Origin of the sequence: Salinivibrio siamensis (assembly GCF_001996005.1) — a bacterium.
Lineage (GTDB): Bacteria > Pseudomonadota > Gammaproteobacteria > Enterobacterales > Vibrionaceae > Salinivibrio > Salinivibrio siamensis.
This window is the reverse complement of record NZ_MUFB01000006.1, coordinates 71207-88145: the sequence shown is the minus strand read 5'-3', so window position 1 is coordinate 88145 and position 16939 is coordinate 71207. Positions and strand designations below refer to the sequence as shown.

Genomic DNA, 16939 nt, shown 5'->3' with positions numbered 1-16939 from the left:
CACAGGATAAGTTAAATGAATAAAGAAAAACGACGACACATTCTGGAGCGCCTGCGCGATAACAACCCAAATCCGCAAACGGAACTCAACTGGTCAACCCCTTTCGAGTTGCTAATCGCGGTGTTACTGTCTGCGCAAGCGACTGATGTGAGTGTCAATAAAGCCACCGATAAACTCTATCCGGTGGCCAACACACCAGAAGGGTTATTGGCACTCGGTGTTGATGGGGTGAAGTCTTATATCAAAAACATCGGTCTGTTTAATTCCAAAGCCGAGAACGTGATTAAAACCTGCCGCGCCTTGATTGAGCAACACAATGGTGAAGTGCCAGAGAGTAGAGAAGCGTTGGAAGCTCTGCCTGGGGTGGGAAGAAAAACCGCTAATGTCGTGCTTAACACGGCGTTTGGCTGGCCAACCATCGCTGTCGATACCCATATTTTTCGCGTGTCTAATCGCACCAAATTTGCGATGGGTAAAAACGTCAATGACGTGGAAGAGAAACTGATCAAGGTGGTGCCTAAGGAATTTAAAGTCGATGTGCACCACTGGCTAATTCTGCATGGACGCTACACCTGCCTAGCACGAAAACCTCGCTGTGGCAGTTGCATCATTGAAGATTTATGTGAGTACAAAGAAAAAGTTTATCCAGATAGCTAACGCCATCGAAGGCGAGCACTGGCAAGCAAAAAAGGAGCAACGTCATGTCAAACGGCAGAATTCTACACACCATGATCCGCGTCGGTGATCTAGACCGTGCTATCAAGTTTTACACCGAAGTAATGGGAATGCGTTTGTTACGCACCAATGAAAACGAGCAGTATAAATATAGCCTCGCGTTTGTCGGCTATACCGATGAATCAGAAGGTGCAGTGATTGAGCTGACCTACAACTGGGGCGAAAGCGAGTACGATCATGGTAACGCCTTTGGCCATATCGCGATCGGTGTGGATGATGTTTACGCGACCTGCGATCAAATTCGTCAAGCGGGCGGCAATATCACCCGCGAGCCAGGCCCCGTCAAAGGCGGTAGCACTGAAATCGCCTTCGTGACTGACCCTGATGGCTACAAATTGGAGCTTATCCAAAACAAAAGTGCCTCTGCGGGTCTGAACGGCTAATACAGCAAGACAGGTCACAAAGAAAAGCCCGGCATCGATCGTATGCCGGGCTTTTTCGTGCTGTCTTGGTTTTATCACCGCATGTGCTTTCTGCGATAACGTCTACGGCTATCGCCTACAACAAGGTTCTTCCCAACGAAATCACTACACGGCGGTTTTTACTGCGTCCAATCGGGTCATCGTTGTCGGCAATCGGGCGACGTTCGCCATAGGCCTCAACGGTAATTCTATCTTCAGGCAACCCCAGCGAGGTGAAGTAGTCGCGCAATTTCTTCGCTCGTCGCTCTGACATTTGCTGATTGGCTTCACGGGTGCCACGCGCATCAGAGTAGGTCGCCACTAGCACCAAATCGATATCATCGCTGTAACGAACAAACTCGGCTATCTGCGTCAATCGTTGGCGGCTTGCTTTGGTCAACTCATCGCTGTTTTCTTGATAACGCAAGACGGTAAAGGAAATGTCCTCAAACGCATACGGCAATAACTTATTCAGACACCGGCTAAATTCATTATATGGCGAGCCAAATGCCACCGCCGATAACGCCACATCCACCTGTCGCTGCTGACGCTGCCAGTCTTTAAAGCTAAACGTGGGGAATCGTCCCGCCTCAAGCTCGCTCAGCATCGCCCAAGCCGTTTGACCGCCCACATAGCCATCAAATTGTTTGAAGAACTGGAGTTGGTCCATATAGCGTGCCGGCTCTCCGGGCATCCAGTCAGCGGGCATGGAAAGCAGTGACACCTGCACGGTCTCACCCATAGGCCGCTGCATATCGAGTGAGAAATCGAGATTCATGTCCTTACTGGCTCGTGATGTGAACGATGCTTGCCCGTACCCTGGCACGTCATGCTCTAGACGGCACTCAATGGGCGTATCAATTGTCACGGTCCAGCTCGACTCCCCCAACGATGCCACGTATTGCTTGTTAGCAGACGCCTGGTTGGGCAAAAGAAGAGCAACACATGACACCACCACTGGGATAAAGCGCCATTTCATTAAATCAACAGGACAAAACGCCATTACAGACTCCGTACGTCGCGTGATTCTGTTTCACGCACAGTTTACTGCTTGAAAGGTTGCGCGAGTCACCGCTGCTACAGTGACCAAAACATGGCTTAGACAAAAACAAATGGTTATAAAGTTATCGACACGTTACACGCCGACTTTAGCTTAACGCCACTATTTGCGATAATCACCCTTTTCTTATTATTCGTAAAGTGACATCAGCATGAGCCAAGCAAGTGATCCAAATAGTCTCAAAGCCCGATTCCGTGGTTATTTCCCTGTCGTTGTCGACGTTGAGACAGCCGGCTTCAATGCCCAAACCGATGCACTGCTAGAGATTTGTGCTGTCACCTTAAAAATGGACGAGCAAGGCTGGTTATCGCCAGACAAAAAGCTGCACTTTCATGTCACCCCGTTTGAGGGCGCTAACCTTGAACCCGCCGCCCTAGAGTTCACCGGCATCCGTGACCCTTATAGCCCACTACGCGGCGCGGTTGATGAAGGCGAGGCCTTGCGGGAAATCTTTAAGCTTATCCGTAAAGAGCAAAAAGCAGCGGAATGCCAACGCACCATTATGGTTGCCCACAACGCTAATTTCGATCACAGCTTTGTGATGGCCGCCGCCGAGCGGGCGCAGTTAAAGCGTAACCCGTTCCATCCTTTCGCCACCTTTGATACCGCCGCCCTGAGCGGATTGGCGCTCGGGCAAACAGTGTTGGCGAAAGCTTGCCAAACGGCGCAAATCCCGTTCGATAATAAAGAGGCGCACAGTGCGCTGTATGATACCGAGCGTACCGCGGAGCTATTCTGTGAAATCGTCAATCGTTGGAAACGCTTGGGCGGTTGGCCCCTGCCTTCCACCTCGGAGAGCACAGCGTCCCCCTCTACCTAATCACGCTGGTGTAAAGACCGTATACGCACAGTCAGGTCGGCAACAACGCAACCTTTGCGTTGCTACCGACCCTGCAACTTGACGCCAAACGTGTTCACAAACCACAAAAAGTTCAGCTTATAGTTGTTAACAATTTGTTTGCGGTCACATTTTTATGATCTTATTTTGGTCTTTATTTCGTTATCAGACTAACCACTATTAAACAGGCACATAAGGAGTGAGCGACAAAATACGAGTGTAAAAATCACGTTAAATAGGGGCTGAGCATAGGTATAACTCAAATAGAGTTTTTACTTAAAACAACTGATAGAAACATTGTCAGCCCAACCAGGTGAAATATTGTGTTACCCGTTTTGAAACCAACCTTTAACAAACGTGAAATTGGTGCCACTATTGAACCTGTAGAACATCCGACCACTTCTCACGCCCACGTAAGATGGGCACTGAAGCGGCGGCCCCAAAGAACAAGAAGCTAATTAACAAAGGAGTGAGGCGCGTTATGTCATCACTATTTAAGAAATCGCTAGTGGCAACCAGTTTATCTTTGTTAGCCGTGCAAGCACACAGTGCCGGCTTCCAAGTATCAGAAACCTCGGTATCCGGTTTGGGGCGTGCTTTTGCCGGTGAAGCCGCTATCGCAGATAATGCCGCAGTGGGCGCACGTAACGCCGCTGCCCTAACCCGTTTTAACACCACCGCTTTCTCGGGCGGCTTGACGATTATAGACCCCGATGTGCATGCGGACGTGGAAAGTGCGAGTACAAGTAGCGGTACATTATCTAAAAGTGTTCTAGAGGCGCAAGGCTTATCTACAGAAGAAAAAGATCTAGCACCGACAGAGTACGTCCCTAACTTTCACTTAATCCAACCTTTAGGTGACAAATTAGCATTCGGTTTTTCCGCGTTTTCTAACTTTGGCTTATCTACAGAGTATTCAGGTGATTTCGCGGCAGGGCCTGGCGCCGGTGAAACAGCTCTGATCACTATGAATTTTAACCCCAACATAGCCTACAAGCTTAATGAACAGTGGAGTATCGGTGCCGGTATCAGTGCTATCTACGCTGATGCAGAATTAACCAGAACCGCAGGCGCTTTAAAGCTAGCCCCTACTATCAATGGTCAACCGAACCCATTATTTAACGAACCAGCAAGTACAGAAGTTGCAAATCTAAAAGGCGACGGATGGGGCTTTGGCTGGAACTTAGGCGTTCTATGGGAAATAGACGAATCTAATCGTCTAGGCGTATCCTATCGCTCTCAGTCTGACATCACTTTGGAAGGCGACTATAAAGGCACCGCTACTACCGCTGTAGGTAAAACGGGGCAAACCGTTCCTGGTGAGCTCGAACTAAACCTTCCTGAGATTATTGAGTTCTCAGGCTTCCATCAACTTAATCAACAAATTGCAGTCCACTATAGTGCAATGCACGTTGGATGGGACACTTTTGAAGAGTTAAAAGCAACGAGTGCAGCGACTAACTGTAATGATGGTACAGCTGGCCAGTGTCTCCAAAAAGATGAAAACTGGAATGACAGCTGGCGTTACGCATTAGGTGCGACCTATACCATGGACGATCATTGGGCATTCCGTGCAGGTTATGCATACGATGAGAGCCCGGTAGATGCTGAAGATCGTACGCTAAGTATTCCTGATTCTGACCGTCATTGGTGGAGCTTGGGTACGACCTATACCGCGAACGAAAACCTCTCTGTTGACGCGGGTTTCGCTTACCTAGATGGCGACCAAGTTGACGGCACTGAAGACGGGTTTGCGTTCTCAGCCGGTGGCGATGCGTACATCTACGGTTTGCAGCTGAACTACTTGTTCTAATCCCTGCAACTTAGCCATCACCCAATAAGTCGGCCTACATAGGCCGGCTTTTTTCGATCTATGTTCTGCCCTGAATGACATTAGAAGCGATGGCTGGCCGCTATGATGGAATAACGCGACCAAGCCCCGCACACAGACATGCCGTGAACCCATCCCTGGGGGCGTCGCCGCGCCCTTTTTGCCTACTTTACTGGTCGCGACTTTCAGCAACGCTGACAAGCATGAAAGAAAGTAACCAAAAAAACCCGATTACCCCTCGACACGGACAAAATTTTGCGCAAACTGGGTAGCTTAATTACAAAACCATAGATAATCCCTGCAGTGAAGCTGCAGTCACCACACCCATAACAGGAATGTTTAATGAACCCGGTAGTCATTTCAGTCTGCGTCATGCTGGCATTGGCGCTTATGCGTGTAAATGTCGTTGTCGCGCTCACGTTCAGCGCCGTCCTTGGCGGCTTGGTCGGTGGTCTTAGTATTTCCGACACCATTAGTGCCTTTGAGGGCGGACTGGGTGGCGGTGCCACCATTGCCCTGAGCTATGCGATGCTCGGCACCTTTGCCGTCGCTATCAGCCGTTCTGGGATCACGGATGTGCTTGCGCACTCGGTGATCCGCAAGTTAAACGCGCGTCCAACCGATGCCAACACCGCCACCTTTAAATATGTTGTTTTAGTCCTTTTAGGCCTTTTAGCAATTTCGTCGCAAAATGCGATTCCGGTCCACATTGCCTTTATCCCTATTGTGATCCCTCCACTATTGCATGTGTTCCAACGCTTAAAGCTCGACCGTCGATTGGTCGCTTGTGTGCTTACTTTTGGCTTGATCATGCCCTATATGGTGTTACCGGTCGGTTTTGGCGGCATCTTTTTGAACAACATTTTGCTCAAAAATCTCAATGACAATGGCTTAGATGTGGTCGCGAGCCAGGTTCCTACCGCGATGCTGTTGCCTGCTGCGGGTATGGTCGTTGGCCTGTTAATCGCCACCTTTATCAGCTACCGTCAGCCACGCCAATACAGTGAAAAAGACGTCTTAAGCGCTGAGCCGGAAAACCAAGGCATTCAATCGCGCAACTTGTGGGTCGCCGCCATTGCGATTGTTGCCGCATTAAGCGTACAGCTAATGGCCGGCTCAATGATTGTGGGCTCGTTGGCTGGTTTTATGGTGTTTACCTTTGGTGGCGTGATCCGCTGGAAAGACACCCAGGATGTGTTTACCAAAGGCGTGCACATGATGGCGATGATTGGCTTTATCATGATCACCGCCGCGGGCTTTGCCGCCGTCATGAAAGCCACGGGTGGCGTGGAATCCTTGGTCGCGTCCCTATCTGGCTCAATTGGTGAGAATAAGCCACTGGCGGCCTTTTTAATGCTGGTGGTAGGACTTCTGGTCACCATGGGGATTGGCTCGTCATTCTCGACCATTCCCATTATCGCTACGATTTATGTGCCACTCTCACTGGCATTCGGTTTTTCACCGATGGCAACAATTGCGTTGGTTGGCACCGCAGCAGCGCTAGGTGATGCAGGCTCGCCTGCGTCTGACTCCACCTTAGGCCCCACATCGGGGCTGAATGCCGACGGTCAGCACGAGCATATTTGGGATACAGTCGTCCCCACCTTTATTCATTACAACTTGCCCTTGATTGTCTTTGGTTGGCTTGCCGCCATGGTGCTCTAAGCGGATGATCTAAATCCATAAAGTGTGTTTTAACGCATTGATGAAGACGAAAAAGCCACGTCCATGACGTGGCTTTTCAATGTCTGTCACATCAGTAACAGCGTTATTCGTTTTCGCTCGCATCACGGCGCTCGGCCGCTTCTTTGACCAATGGCTGTAGCTCACCTTTTTGGAACATTTCCAGAATGATGTCACAACCACCGACCAATTCACCTTCAATCCAAAGTTGTGGGAAGGTTGGCCACTGCGCGTATACAGGCAGCTCTGCGCGGATATCTGGGTTTTGTAACACATCCACATAAGCAAATTTTTCGCCACACGACATAAGCGCTTGAGAGGCTTGTGACGAAAAACCACAGCTTGGCAGTTTTGGCGACCCTTTCATGTAAAGCAGAATCGCATTTTCTTCGATTTGCTGCTTGATTTTGTCCGTTGTTTCCATTGCTTCCTCGAACACTGTCTGTGAATCTTGCCTTGATTCTACTGGTTAACAAGCCGGAAAAAAATGCCTAAATCTTTTGTGGGATTAGGCATAAAAATTTTACTGCGATCCTTTTAATAAAGTAAAAACTTGCTAAACTACACTCAGCAAAACGAAAATAGTAGCCACACCCGATGCTTAGGTGCTGAGTTGTTCGCGTGAGCATTCATGGCCAACAACACACATGAGCGCCGGTGATGGACTACAGGAAGCACTCTCACGATAAAAACGGAGATATAAGCRATGTCATTCCAACTACCAGAACTCCCTTTCGCAAAAGATGCACTAGAACCACATATCTCAAAAGAAACCTTGGACTATCACTACGACAAGCACCACAACACCTATGTAGTGAAGCTTAATGGTCTGATTGAAGGGACTGATTTTGAAGGTAAGTCACTGGAAGAGATCATCAAAACCTCTTCAGGCGGCGTATTCAACAATGCCGCGCAAGTGTGGAACCACACCTTCTACTGGCACTGCCTAAGCCCTAACGGTGGCGGTGAGCCAACCGGTGACGTTGCGGACGCAATCACTAAAGCGTTTGGCTCTTTCGACGAGTTTAAAACTCAATTCACCAACGCAGCAGTTACCAACTTTGGCTCTGGCTGGACCTGGCTAGTGAAAAAAGCAGATGGTTCAGTGGCGATCGTCAACACATCGAATGCCGAAACCCCACTGACTCACGACGGTGAAACGCCACTACTGACTGTGGACGTTTGGGAGCACGCTTACTACATCGATTATCGTAACGTACGTCCAGACTATCTGGCTGCCTTCTGGAAGCTGGTTAACTGGGACTTCGTCGCGAAAAACTTCGCAGGCTAAGTCAACTGACGACAACAAGCTCGAAGCTAGGAGGCGTTTATCGCCTCCTTTTTTATGCGCGCTTAATAGACTGAAACTAAGCGACAAAGAAAATCGGACACAAAAAAGCCGCCAACTCTGTTGACGGCTTGCTACGGTTATCGCTCGGTGATTAGTCTTGCGCTTTTTCCGACAAGATAATACGCAACGTACGACGCAGAGGCTCTGCCGCGCCCCACAACAGCTGGTCACCCACGGTAAAGGCATTAAGGAAATCGTCACCCATTGCCAGTTTACGTAAGCGACCCACCGGCACAGACATGGTGCCTGTTACTTTGGCCGGACTCAGATCCGTCATGGTGACATCGCGCTCATTGGGAACCACACTGACCCAGTCGTTATGTGACGCAATCATGTCTTCAATTTCATCCATTGGCACCGCTTTTTTCAGCTTAATGGTCAGTGCCTGGCTGTGACAACGCATCGCCCCCACACGGACGCATGTGCCGTCGATAGGGATCGGATTGTTGTCTAGCCCTAAGATCTTGTTGGTTTCAACCGAGGCTTTCCACTCTTCTTTGCTTTGACCATTGTCACGCTTCACGTCAATCCAAGGGATCAGTGAGCCGGCAAGCGGCACGCCAAAGTTGTCACTTGGGAAGTCGCTCGAGCGCATGGTTTGCGCGACTTTGCGGTCAATGTCCAAGATAGAAGTGGCAGGGCTGGCCAAATCAGTATTAACGGCATCGTTGATCACGCCCATTTGGCTGATCAGCTCGCGCATATGCTTAGCGCCTGAGCCTGACGCGGCTTGATAAGTCTGGGCGGTCATCCACTCGACCAACCCGTTCTGGTACAAACCGCCCAGGCCCATTAGCATCAAACTAACAGTGCAGTTACCACCAACAAAGGTGCGCGTGCCTTTATGAATACCCGCTTGGATTTGTTTGAAGTTAATCGGATCCAAAGTGATGATACTATCATCTGCCATTCGTAGTGATGACGCCGCATCAATCCAATAGCCTTTCCAACCTGATTCACGCAGCTTCGCGTAAACATCGTTGGTGTAGTCTCCGCCTTGGCAGGTGATAATAGCATCGAGGGTTTTTAGCATCTCAATGTCATAAGCATCTTTGAGGGTACCTGCATCCTTACCGTAGTTCGGTGCGTCAATCCCAACCTGAGACGTACTAAAAAACACAGGTTCGATATGGTCGAAATCTTTTTCTTCCACCATACGCTGCATCAGCACAGATCCCACCATGCCACGCCAGCCAACTAAACCTACTCGCATCATAATTTTCACACTCCATGTTGTGTGACCGCCGTTTAAAGTTCGACAATCAGTGAAAAAACGTTTTTGATACTAACACGTCTTTTCACAGTCGTCAGGTTAGCCCCTTTTTCTGCTCAATTATCCACCATTTTTTAACCGTTCCATCACTGGTACCCACCTTGATTTAACGTACATACGTCGAAAAACACCGCCTCTAGACACATAAAAATCATCAATATAAAACAGATAATTAACCGTAAAACCACAATGAAACAACATATAGCAATGGCAATTAACCTCGCTCGCGTTCGACTCACATAAGCGACAAAAATGTTTCCCATCTCATTGTTCTGTTAGCTAGAGTATGACGCCTCACAAATGGAACAAAGGATACTGACACACGGACAGTGATGTGAGTTTGGTTGTTGCTAGTTGCATCGCTAAATCGCGCAGGGAGTAGTCGCGCAATCACAGACGATCCACCTTCCGATAATGATATTGATACGTTCGCCCTATCGGTTGTCACCGAGTGCGACGTGAAGAAGGTTCAGTTATGACAACACATCAAATTCGATTACCATCCATCGTTCAGGTCATTCTGGCGCTTGGTGCATTTTTGGCGCTCGCGTTTTCGTTTACCGCAAAACTCGATTTACCCATCCAACTGGCATTATTTATTGGCTGGTTTGTGATCATGGGCTTGGGGCTCAAATTAGGCCACCAATACAAAGACCTTGAATCGGCAGCAACCAAAGGTATTTCCAATGGTCTTGGGGCGGTGTTAATCCTCCTGTCCGTGGGCGCTCTCGTGGGTACCTGGATTGCAGGCGGCATTGTCCCCACCATCATTTATTATGGTCTGAAAGCTATCCACCCTTCTATCTTCCTTTTAGCGACCATGTTGATTTGCTCATTAACCGCTTTGGCGACAGGAACCTCTTGGGGCGCAGCCGGTACCGCGGGGATTGCAATGATGGGCATTGGTCAAGGCCTAGGCATTCCAGCGCCAATGACTGCGGGTGCGGTGCTGTCAGGGTGTTATTTCGGCGACAAAATGTCTCCGCTGTCTGATTCGGTGATCCTGGCATCATCGATGTCAGGGGTGGAAATTGTCGAGCATATTAAAGGCATGCTTCCGATTGCGCTTATCAGCTACATCATTACCGGCATTCTGTTTACCCTTGTTGGCTGGCACTATGCCGGCAATGTCGATATGAGCCAGGTAGATATGGTGAAACAAGCGATGCAAGATCAGTTTGTCATCACCCCGATGTCATTTATTCCTGTCCTCATTGTCCTTGCCCTGCTCGCCATGCGCCTTCCATCCTTCCCGGTGATTAGCTTTGGCTCGTTACTGGGCGTAGTGTGGGCAGTCATGCTGCAAGACATGGCCCCTGTTGCGGCGATTAATACCGCCTGGGCCCCCTTCTCTGTCGCGTCAGGGGTGGATTTCATTGATGCCATTCTCAATCGCGGCGGTATGTCATCCATGCTTGGTTCTGTGGCCGTGATTGTGTTTGGTCTCGGTTTCGGTGGCTTGTTGGAAAAAGTGGGCGTACTCCATACCATCGCTAATCTCTTTGAGCGCCGCGTCAATAGTGCTGGAAGCTTGGCCACCTCAACCATTGGTACGGCCTTTATGGGGAACATTTTTGGCTCAGCGATGTATGTATCACTGATCTTAACCCCCAAAATCTGTGCGAAAAACTACGACCGCTTGGGTTATCAGCGCAAGAACTTATCCCGTAACGCCGAGTTCGGTGGCACACTGACATCTGGGATGGTGCCTTGGAGTGACAATGGTATCTACATGGCAAGCATCTTGGGTGTCGCGACCTTGTCGTATGCGCCGTTTATGTGGCTAAGCTTTGTTTGTATCGCTGTAACTATCGTAACTAGCTACATGGGTTGGTTTGTCGACAAAGTCGAGCCAGCACAGAACGCGCACGCTGACGACGCAGCGACCCTAGACGCCGCGCCCGAGCGCGCATAAAAACGCAGATCACATATTGTGGTCAATGCGTCGCTAAGCGAAGTAAAGAAAAAGCGGGACACCATCAGGTGTCCCGCTTTTTATCATATAGATCACACTGACCCAGCCATGGTCAATGCTCTAGACGCTAGTCATCATCTCGGCTCGATAAACGACGCTGAAGCTGGTCACGCAAGTTTGGCGGCGTGCCTTTAATGGTCAGCGTATCTGTCTCTGGATCATAAAACACACGCTCTCCTAACAGCATGGCATCAAAGTTGACCGACAGACCGCCACCGGCTCCGACAAACTTAGTGAGCTTTCGCATCGTGGTTCTATCAGCCGGGAACTGCGCTTCAAGTTCATACCCTTGCTGGTTAGCGTACTGATAAAAGTCAGTGCCGTCAGGCGTCGCTGGCAGTTCACCGGCCAGCTCTTTCACCACCACTTCATCACCGGCTTTGAGCTGATCATTGCAATAATCAAACACTTGCTTACGGGTATTATGCTTTTCTTCCTTGTCGAGGCGGACATCGTCGCAGTAGTCTTCTACCGCTTGCATCAGCACCTGATTTTGCTGCTTACTATCCATTCCCACTTCCGCTTGCAGAAAGTCGAGGAAGAAATCAGCGACTTTGCGACCCACGCGGCCTTTGATAAAGGAAAGATAGCGATTTGATTCGGCATCTGTCTCCCACGTCGATAAGTCAATGCGCGCAGCGATATCCATCTTGCTGACATCGAGATACTCGGTGGCATTCACCTCCAACTCGTCGGTGACGCGTAAACTGTGCTTGGACTCGAGGACACCAATAAACAGATAATCTGTCGCTAGCGCCCGGTAGTGCGCCATCACCAGGGTGCCATTATCGGCAAAAGGATACTTTGAGAGTTCAGCACGCAAGCGCTCCACCGCCTTTTCCGACAGCGCTTGAAAGTCGAGCTCACCAGTACGATAGGCCTTTAACCACTGCTGGAAGTCACTCTCGGTGTCAAACAAAGCAAACCCTTTGCCTGCTTTTGCATGATAAACCCGGTGAATGTCTCCCATCAGGTTTTCGGTCTGCTCAGTCAGCGGCAACGGGCCGTCTCGAAGGTGAACGTTAAGCGAATCATCATCTTGCTTAACGATTTGATGCAATATTACGTTAGAAAGCGTGAGGGTCATGATTGAAAAGATTTTCAGTAAGACTAAAGTGTGAGTTATTATACGCTGCTTTGGTTTTAAGAAGAAAAGACGAATTTATGCCTGTAACTTCAAAATATGACGACGAGCAAGTGGAACGTATTATCAACGATGTTGTCAACGTGTTAGAACAACACGATGCCTCTACGGATTTATCGCTGATGGTGATCGGGAATGTCGCCACTAACATCCTTAATCACAATATTCCTGCCGCCCAACGCCAGGCATTTGCCGACAAGTTTGCCCAGGCATTAATGGCATCCATCGATAAGCAATAATGCAAAAAGCAGCAGTCGCTAATAAGAGAAGAATAAATTTGTATGGTTGATAGCGGAACATCGTATCGTGACAAAGTATCCCAGCTAATCAGTTGGGGGCATTGGTTTAGCTTTTTTAACATCATTGCCGCTATGTTGCTGGGAACGCGCTACATCAGCCAATCGGGATGGCCTGAAACCCTACTAGGGCAAAGCTACTTGGTGTTCAACTGGGTTGGACACTTTGGCTTTCTGGTGTTTGCGCTGTATATTCTGATTATTTTCCCAGCCAGTTTTCTTATCCCCTCCCAGCGGTTAATGCGGCTGTTTGCCGTACTGGTTGCCACCGTTGGGATGATGGTGCTGCTGCTTGATATTTACGCTTACCAAACCCTGCACCTTCACCTTAACCCATTGGTGTGGGAGCTGCTGTTAAGTGGCGAAAAAACCGATATGAATGCGCATTGGCAGTACTTGTTTATTGCCGTGCCCGCCATTTTTATCTTAGAGCTGATTATTGCCGAATGGGTGTGGCGCAAACTGCGCAAACTGACGCGCAAGCGTATTGGTATCCCCGTGGCTGCCGTCTTCGCGCTTTGCTTTATCTCTAGCCATCTTATCCATATTTGGGCTGACGCCTTCATTTATAGCCCGGTCACCGCACAACGCTCCACCTTCCCGGTCTCCTATCCGATGACCGCGAAAACCTTTATGGAAAAGTACGGCTTGCTCGACAGGCAAGAGTACCAACGTTTGCGTGAACAACGTGGACAAGAAACCAGCGAAGTGATCCGGTATCCCCTTCAGCCGCTTGCCTTTGCACCGGATGCCAACAAATACCAGAAAAACTTACTGATGGTGATGGTAGAGGGACTGCGTGCGGACATGGTAAACCCAGTCACCATGCCTCACCTCAACCAGTTTGCTAATCAAAACCTGTGGTTTAAAAATCACTTTAGCAGCAGCAATGACGACATGGCGGGGTTGTTTGGCTTTTTCTACGGCTTGCCTGGCAGTTATGCGCAAAGCGCCCGTACCGAGGGACTGCGTCCGGTACTGATAGAAACACTCAAACAGCGTGATTATCAACTGGGGTTGTTTAGTGGCGATCATTTTGCCAATCCCATTTATTATCAAAGTATTTTCAGCCAAGCGCTTGAACGCGATAGCCAATCGGACAAACCCGCTTGGCAAGCCGATGCCGAGGCCGTCAGCACGATGCAAAACTGGCTGGGAAGTCGCGAAACCGACAAGCCATGGTTTGGTTACCTGGAATTGGCAACGGTGAATGAATACGAGCAAGGTGGGGACTACCCACAGCCTTTTCAGCCGGCGCTTGACAGTGCCATGGCAGGGGTCGATACCCAGACAAGCTTGGTACTAAAAAACAGTTATAATAACGCTGCACATTACGTTGACGAGCAGCTTGGCCGCTTGCTTGAGCTCCTAGACCAGTCAGGGCAGCTGGACAACACCGTGGTGATGATCACCGCTAATCACGGAATGGAGTTTAACGAAACCGGACTCAACAGCTGGGGCTCAAACTCAAACTACAGCCGATATCAGTTACAAGTCCCTATGATTATGCATTGGCCCAACCAAGATGCTGAGCAAATTGCGCATTACAGCAGCCACCTAGACGTGGCCCCTACATTGATGGAGTCAATGCTATCGGTCAGCTCTCCGGCGGAGACGTATAGCAGTGGAACCAACTTGTTCGAGCTTAAAAACCGTCCACGCAAGTGGGTGCTTGCCGGCGATAGCCGAGATATCGTGGTGGTACAACCGCAAAAAACCACTGTGGTGGATAAGTTTGGCAACTATAAGGTGTTTGATAAGCACTACACCCCGCTGCCAGAGGGGAAACCGCAGTTGTCACTGCTGATGCAAGTGATGCATGAACTGAAACGCTTTTATTATCCCGAAGAACCGTCGTCGTGATTAGCAAGGCGCAGAGGAAAACGTCACTTCGCCATGTTATGTTGACGCTTTAATAGCCAAACGGTTGAAAAACCGAAAAACAATCCCCCTTGGCAATTGACACCCACTAGGCCGATTCGTAATATAGCGCTTAGTCGGTCTGTAGCGCAGCCTGGTAGCGCACTGTCATGGGGTGTCAGGGGTCGCTGGTTCAAATCCAGTCAGACCGACCAATATTTAAGCCCACCGTTCATCGAACGGTGGGCTTTTTCGTACACGGCTTTTTCTGTACACGTATGTATACTGTGCAGGCTATTTATCGGCCTGTCGCCCGATAAATGCCGCAACCACGGTATCTTCGCCTAGTTGACGAGAGAACACATAGGCACCCGCTTGGGGGATGGCTTGATGCTTGCCTGCACCAATAGCCGGATGATCTTGCCTAAACTGGCCCACTTTACGCCAATGGTTCAGCAAGTCAGCTTGCATCGCGTTGCGCTGCCATATCATGTCTGAACGAGTGCCTTGATGGAAATCGTCCCCGTAAGGGCCCAAGTCACGCCCGACTTCATCACCATAGAACACTTGTACCGCACCGGGCGCTAGCAACAGTGCGTTGGCGGCACCACGCTGCATGCTGGCGTCTTTAAAGCGACTGAAAAAGAGCTCAGTATCATGGGAAGACATATAGCTTACCGGAATGAAATCCGCCTCTTTTGCCATGGTGTCTGCATACGCTTGATAAGTGTCTTGCATTTCACTCAAACAGTACGCTCCCTTATCCATTTGCTTTTGCAAATCAAAATTAATCAACGCATCAAAGCCTTGGTCAAAGTAAGGGCTGCGATAAGCACGGTGGCCCCATACTTCTCCCATCATCCAGAACGGCTCTCCCGTTTTGTCATGCTGACGCCGCCAAGTCTCTAGCGCCGCCGAAGCTTGCGATTTCAATGCTCGCCAAACCTCGCCATCGACATGCTTGACCGTATCCACCCGAAAACCATCAATACCGAAACGCTCTACCCATTGGGTTTGCCATTCAAGTAAGTAATCACTCACGGTATAGTTATCACGCGCTTCAACGCGGGTACCTGGATTGTTTAGCAGCCATTGCGGTGGCGTCACTGGCTGATCGGATTCCGTTTTAAAATCCGGTAGCCCTGCCAGTGTCAGGGTTTTATCACTGCTACCGGGCTGATCATAACCCGGTAACCCAGCACGCACCCAGTCTTTGCCCCACCATTGGTGCCAGTGGGTGCTCTTGTAGTCAATGGCATCATGAAAGTCATGCCAACTTTGCCCCTCATCGGGCTGCCAATCTTGCCATTTTTCTGGCAACTCAGCGTCATTGACGACGTTAATTCCATCTTGCTGTAAGTCCGCGAGCGTGGCATAACCTGGATGGTTGACCACAGCGTCTAGGAACACTTTTAGGCCGCGCTGATGCGCTTCATCCACGAGGGTTTTGAGCACGGCATCATCACCAAAGTTGTTGTCCACTTGAGTAAAATCACGTGACCAGTAACCGTGGTAAGCATAAAAAGGAAAACTGCCTTGGCTACCACCGCCGACAAAGCCATGCACTTGCTCGACAATCGGGGATAGCCAGATCACATCTGTGCCGAGCGACTGGATATAATCCAGTTTATCAATCACGCCTTGCAAATCCCCACCATGAAAAGTGCCGATGTTCTGTGCATCATCTTGATGACGCCCATAACTGTGATCGTTGCTCGGATCGCCATTGTTAAACCTGTCTACCATCACAAAATAGATATTGGCATTCCGATAACTAAACGCAGAAGAAGGCACGTCAACGGGGGCCAGCAGCACCAAGCCACCGCTGTTCGCTGCCGGTGTCAGCGTGACACTGTGATCCTTTACACGCACCACTTGGCCACTGAGTGCTTCTTTTAGCTGAGTACCTTCAGCAAAGCTATCGCCAAGCTGCAAAGTGACAGGCCCGCCTTGATACTGCTGGCATTGCACATCCGGCAAAGGCCGTTTAAAGGTGGAGGCCGTTTTTTTCGGCTCTCGTTTTACCCGTAATGTGCGCGTATCCGCTTGATAATAAAACCCATAGTCACCGGCAAAACGAATGGTGAGATCAAAGGTGCTGGCCGTGCCGCACCCCAGCGGTATCGGCGTATTAAACTTGGCGCTCGAGGGTGTATTCGCTTGGCACTCGCCATCCACACCGTCCACCGTGATTTGGTAAGTGTTTTTTCCCAATGCAAAGACCGCCGGTGCGTCTGCGTTGAGTGGCTTATCGGCTTGTGTGGTTGAGGTGGTCACCGTGATATGGGGAGAGGCTGCGGCTGTCATTGACAGCGAAGCGGCTATCGCGATAGCGAGCCGCTGCCAAGTAAAAACAGGGGTCATGATCGTGCTCCTTGCGATTTTCTTTTAGGGTAAAAAAACCACAAGCGATTGACATCATTCCTGCTTCTGCGCCCTAAAACTGTGAGCAATGACCATCAAAGGATGAGCTAAGCCAGTTATCCCTTGCG

At 49.7% G+C, this 16939-nt stretch carries 14 protein-coding genes and 1 tRNA gene; 10 read left to right on the top strand and 5 right to left on the bottom strand.

The features are described 5' to 3' along the window. Positions 1–15 precede the first annotated feature (15 nt). Positions 16–657 (top strand): endonuclease III, encoded by a 642-nt coding sequence (gene nth, locus BZG73_RS04775; RefSeq protein ID WP_077667730.1) that lies wholly within the window; start codon positions 16–18, stop codon positions 655–657. Positions 658–701: 44 nt separating this feature from the next. Further along, on the top strand, positions 702–1118 hold the full coding sequence (gloA, locus tag BZG73_RS04770; protein WP_077667729.1) for a lactoylglutathione lyase: 417 nt from the start codon (positions 702–704) through the stop codon (positions 1116–1118). Positions 1119–1233: 115 nt separating this feature from the next. Here the strand turns inward: gloA and motY are convergent, their stop codons facing one another. Further along, positions 1234–2115 (bottom strand): flagellar protein MotY, encoded by an 882-nt coding sequence (gene motY / locus BZG73_RS04765; protein ID WP_077667752.1) that lies wholly within the window; start codon positions 2113–2115, stop codon positions 1234–1236. Positions 2116–2347: 232 nt separating this feature from the next. Between motY and rnt the strand changes: the two genes are divergently transcribed. The 3 genes from rnt (at position 2348) to BZG73_RS04750 (ending at position 6530) form a co-directional block, all read left to right on the top strand. Further along, positions 2348–3016, top strand: a complete 669-nt coding sequence (gene rnt / locus BZG73_RS04760) for a ribonuclease T (protein WP_046075307.1) — start codon at positions 2348–2350, stop codon at positions 3014–3016. Between the two features lie 499 nt (positions 3017–3515). Next, positions 3516–4847 carry a porin gene (locus BZG73_RS04755; RefSeq protein ID WP_077667728.1) on the top strand — a complete coding sequence of 444 codons (1332 nt, stop codon included), beginning with the start codon at positions 3516–3518 and terminating at the stop codon, positions 4845–4847. 360 nt (positions 4848–5207) lie between these two features. Further along, the gene (locus BZG73_RS04750) at positions 5208–6530 is read left to right on the top strand and encodes a Na+/H+ antiporter family protein (protein ID WP_077667727.1); all 1323 of its coding nucleotides are present in this window, start codon (positions 5208–5210) and stop codon (positions 6528–6530) included. A 103-nt stretch (positions 6531–6633) separates the two neighbouring features. Here the strand turns inward: BZG73_RS04750 and grxD are convergent, their stop codons facing one another. Further along, positions 6634–6972 carry a Grx4 family monothiol glutaredoxin gene (grxD, locus tag BZG73_RS04745; RefSeq protein ID WP_077599178.1) on the bottom strand — a complete coding sequence of 113 codons (339 nt, stop codon included), beginning with the start codon at positions 6970–6972 and terminating at the stop codon, positions 6634–6636. Between the two features lie 282 nt (positions 6973–7254). On the opposite strand from grxD, the gene sodB reads away from it, so the two are divergent. Next, on the top strand, positions 7255–7839 hold the full coding sequence (gene sodB / locus BZG73_RS04740) for a superoxide dismutase [Fe] (RefSeq protein WP_074212241.1): 585 nt from the start codon (positions 7255–7257) through the stop codon (positions 7837–7839). Positions 7840–7990: 151 nt separating this feature from the next. On the opposite strand, the gene asd is transcribed toward sodB, so the two are convergent. Next, a complete protein-coding gene (gene asd, locus BZG73_RS04735; RefSeq protein WP_101494465.1) occupies positions 7991–9112 on the bottom strand; it encodes an aspartate-semialdehyde dehydrogenase in 1122 nt (373 codons plus the stop codon). 535 nt (positions 9113–9647) lie between these two features. Here asd and nhaC point away from each other — a divergent pair. After that, positions 9648–11087: a Na+/H+ antiporter NhaC gene (gene nhaC / locus BZG73_RS04730; RefSeq protein WP_077667725.1), complete on the top strand. Its 1440-nt coding sequence runs from the start codon at positions 9648–9650 to the stop codon at positions 11085–11087. Between the two features lie 127 nt (positions 11088–11214). Here nhaC and yejK read toward each other — a convergent pair whose 3' ends face one another. Beyond that, positions 11215–12234, bottom strand: coding sequence for a nucleoid-associated protein YejK (gene yejK, locus BZG73_RS04725; RefSeq protein WP_077667724.1), 1020 nt, complete (start codon positions 12232–12234; stop codon positions 11215–11217). A gap of 77 nt (positions 12235–12311) precedes the next feature. Between yejK and BZG73_RS04720 the strand changes: the two genes are divergently transcribed. The 3 genes from BZG73_RS04720 to BZG73_RS04710 all read left to right on the top strand — a co-directional run bounded on the left by BZG73_RS04720 (position 12312) and on the right by BZG73_RS04710 (position 14662). After that, on the top strand, positions 12312–12530 hold the full coding sequence (locus tag BZG73_RS04720; RefSeq protein ID WP_069362013.1) for a YejL family protein: 219 nt from the start codon (positions 12312–12314) through the stop codon (positions 12528–12530). 42 nt (positions 12531–12572) lie between these two features. Then, entirely contained in the window at positions 12573–14450 is a 1878-nt protein-coding gene (locus tag BZG73_RS04715) for a DUF3413 domain-containing protein (RefSeq protein ID WP_077667723.1), read from the top strand. A 135-nt stretch (positions 14451–14585) separates the two neighbouring features. Then, positions 14586–14662, top strand: a tRNA-Pro gene (locus BZG73_RS04710). A gap of 79 nt (positions 14663–14741) precedes the next feature. Here the strand turns inward: BZG73_RS04710 and BZG73_RS04705 are convergent. After that, the gene (locus BZG73_RS04705; protein ID WP_077667722.1) at positions 14742–16811 is read right to left on the bottom strand and encodes an alpha-amylase; all 2070 of its coding nucleotides are present in this window, start codon (positions 16809–16811) and stop codon (positions 14742–14744) included. Positions 16812–16939 lie beyond the last annotated feature (128 nt).

What these genes read in the sequence shown, in the direction of transcription:
- BZG73_RS04715 (WP_077667723.1), top strand. Translation starts at nt 12,573, where the DNA reads ATGGTTGATAGCGGAACATCGTATCGTGACAAAGTATCCCAGCTAATC.
- yejK (WP_077667724.1), bottom strand. Translation starts at nt 12,234, where the DNA reads ATGACCCTCACGCTTTCTAACGTAATATTGCATCAAATCGTTAAGCAA.
- nth (WP_077667730.1), top strand. Translation starts at nt 16, where the DNA reads ATGAATAAAGAAAAACGACGACACATTCTGGAGCGCCTGCGCGATAAC.
- sodB (WP_074212241.1), top strand. Translation starts at nt 7,255, where the DNA reads ATGTCATTCCAACTACCAGAACTCCCTTTCGCAAAAGATGCACTAGAA.
- gloA (WP_077667729.1), top strand. Translation starts at nt 702, where the DNA reads ATGTCAAACGGCAGAATTCTACACACCATGATCCGCGTCGGTGATCTA.
- grxD (WP_077599178.1), bottom strand. Translation starts at nt 6,972, where the DNA reads ATGGAAACAACGGACAAAATCAAGCAGCAAATCGAAGAAAATGCGATT.
- BZG73_RS04750 (WP_077667727.1), top strand. Translation starts at nt 5,208, where the DNA reads ATGAACCCGGTAGTCATTTCAGTCTGCGTCATGCTGGCATTGGCGCTT.
- asd (WP_101494465.1), bottom strand. Translation starts at nt 9,112, where the DNA reads ATGCGAGTAGGTTTAGTTGGCTGGCGTGGCATGGTGGGATCTGTGCTG.
- motY (WP_077667752.1), bottom strand. Translation starts at nt 2,115, where the DNA reads ATGAAATGGCGCTTTATCCCAGTGGTGGTGTCATGTGTTGCTCTTCTT.
- BZG73_RS04755 (WP_077667728.1), top strand. Translation starts at nt 3,516, where the DNA reads ATGTCATCACTATTTAAGAAATCGCTAGTGGCAACCAGTTTATCTTTG.
- nhaC (WP_077667725.1), top strand. Translation starts at nt 9,648, where the DNA reads ATGACAACACATCAAATTCGATTACCATCCATCGTTCAGGTCATTCTG.
- BZG73_RS04720 (WP_069362013.1), top strand. Translation starts at nt 12,312, where the DNA reads ATGCCTGTAACTTCAAAATATGACGACGAGCAAGTGGAACGTATTATC.
- rnt (WP_046075307.1), top strand. Translation starts at nt 2,348, where the DNA reads ATGAGCCAAGCAAGTGATCCAAATAGTCTCAAAGCCCGATTCCGTGGT.
- BZG73_RS04705 (WP_077667722.1), bottom strand. Translation starts at nt 16,811, where the DNA reads ATGACCCCTGTTTTTACTTGGCAGCGGCTCGCTATCGCGATAGCCGCT.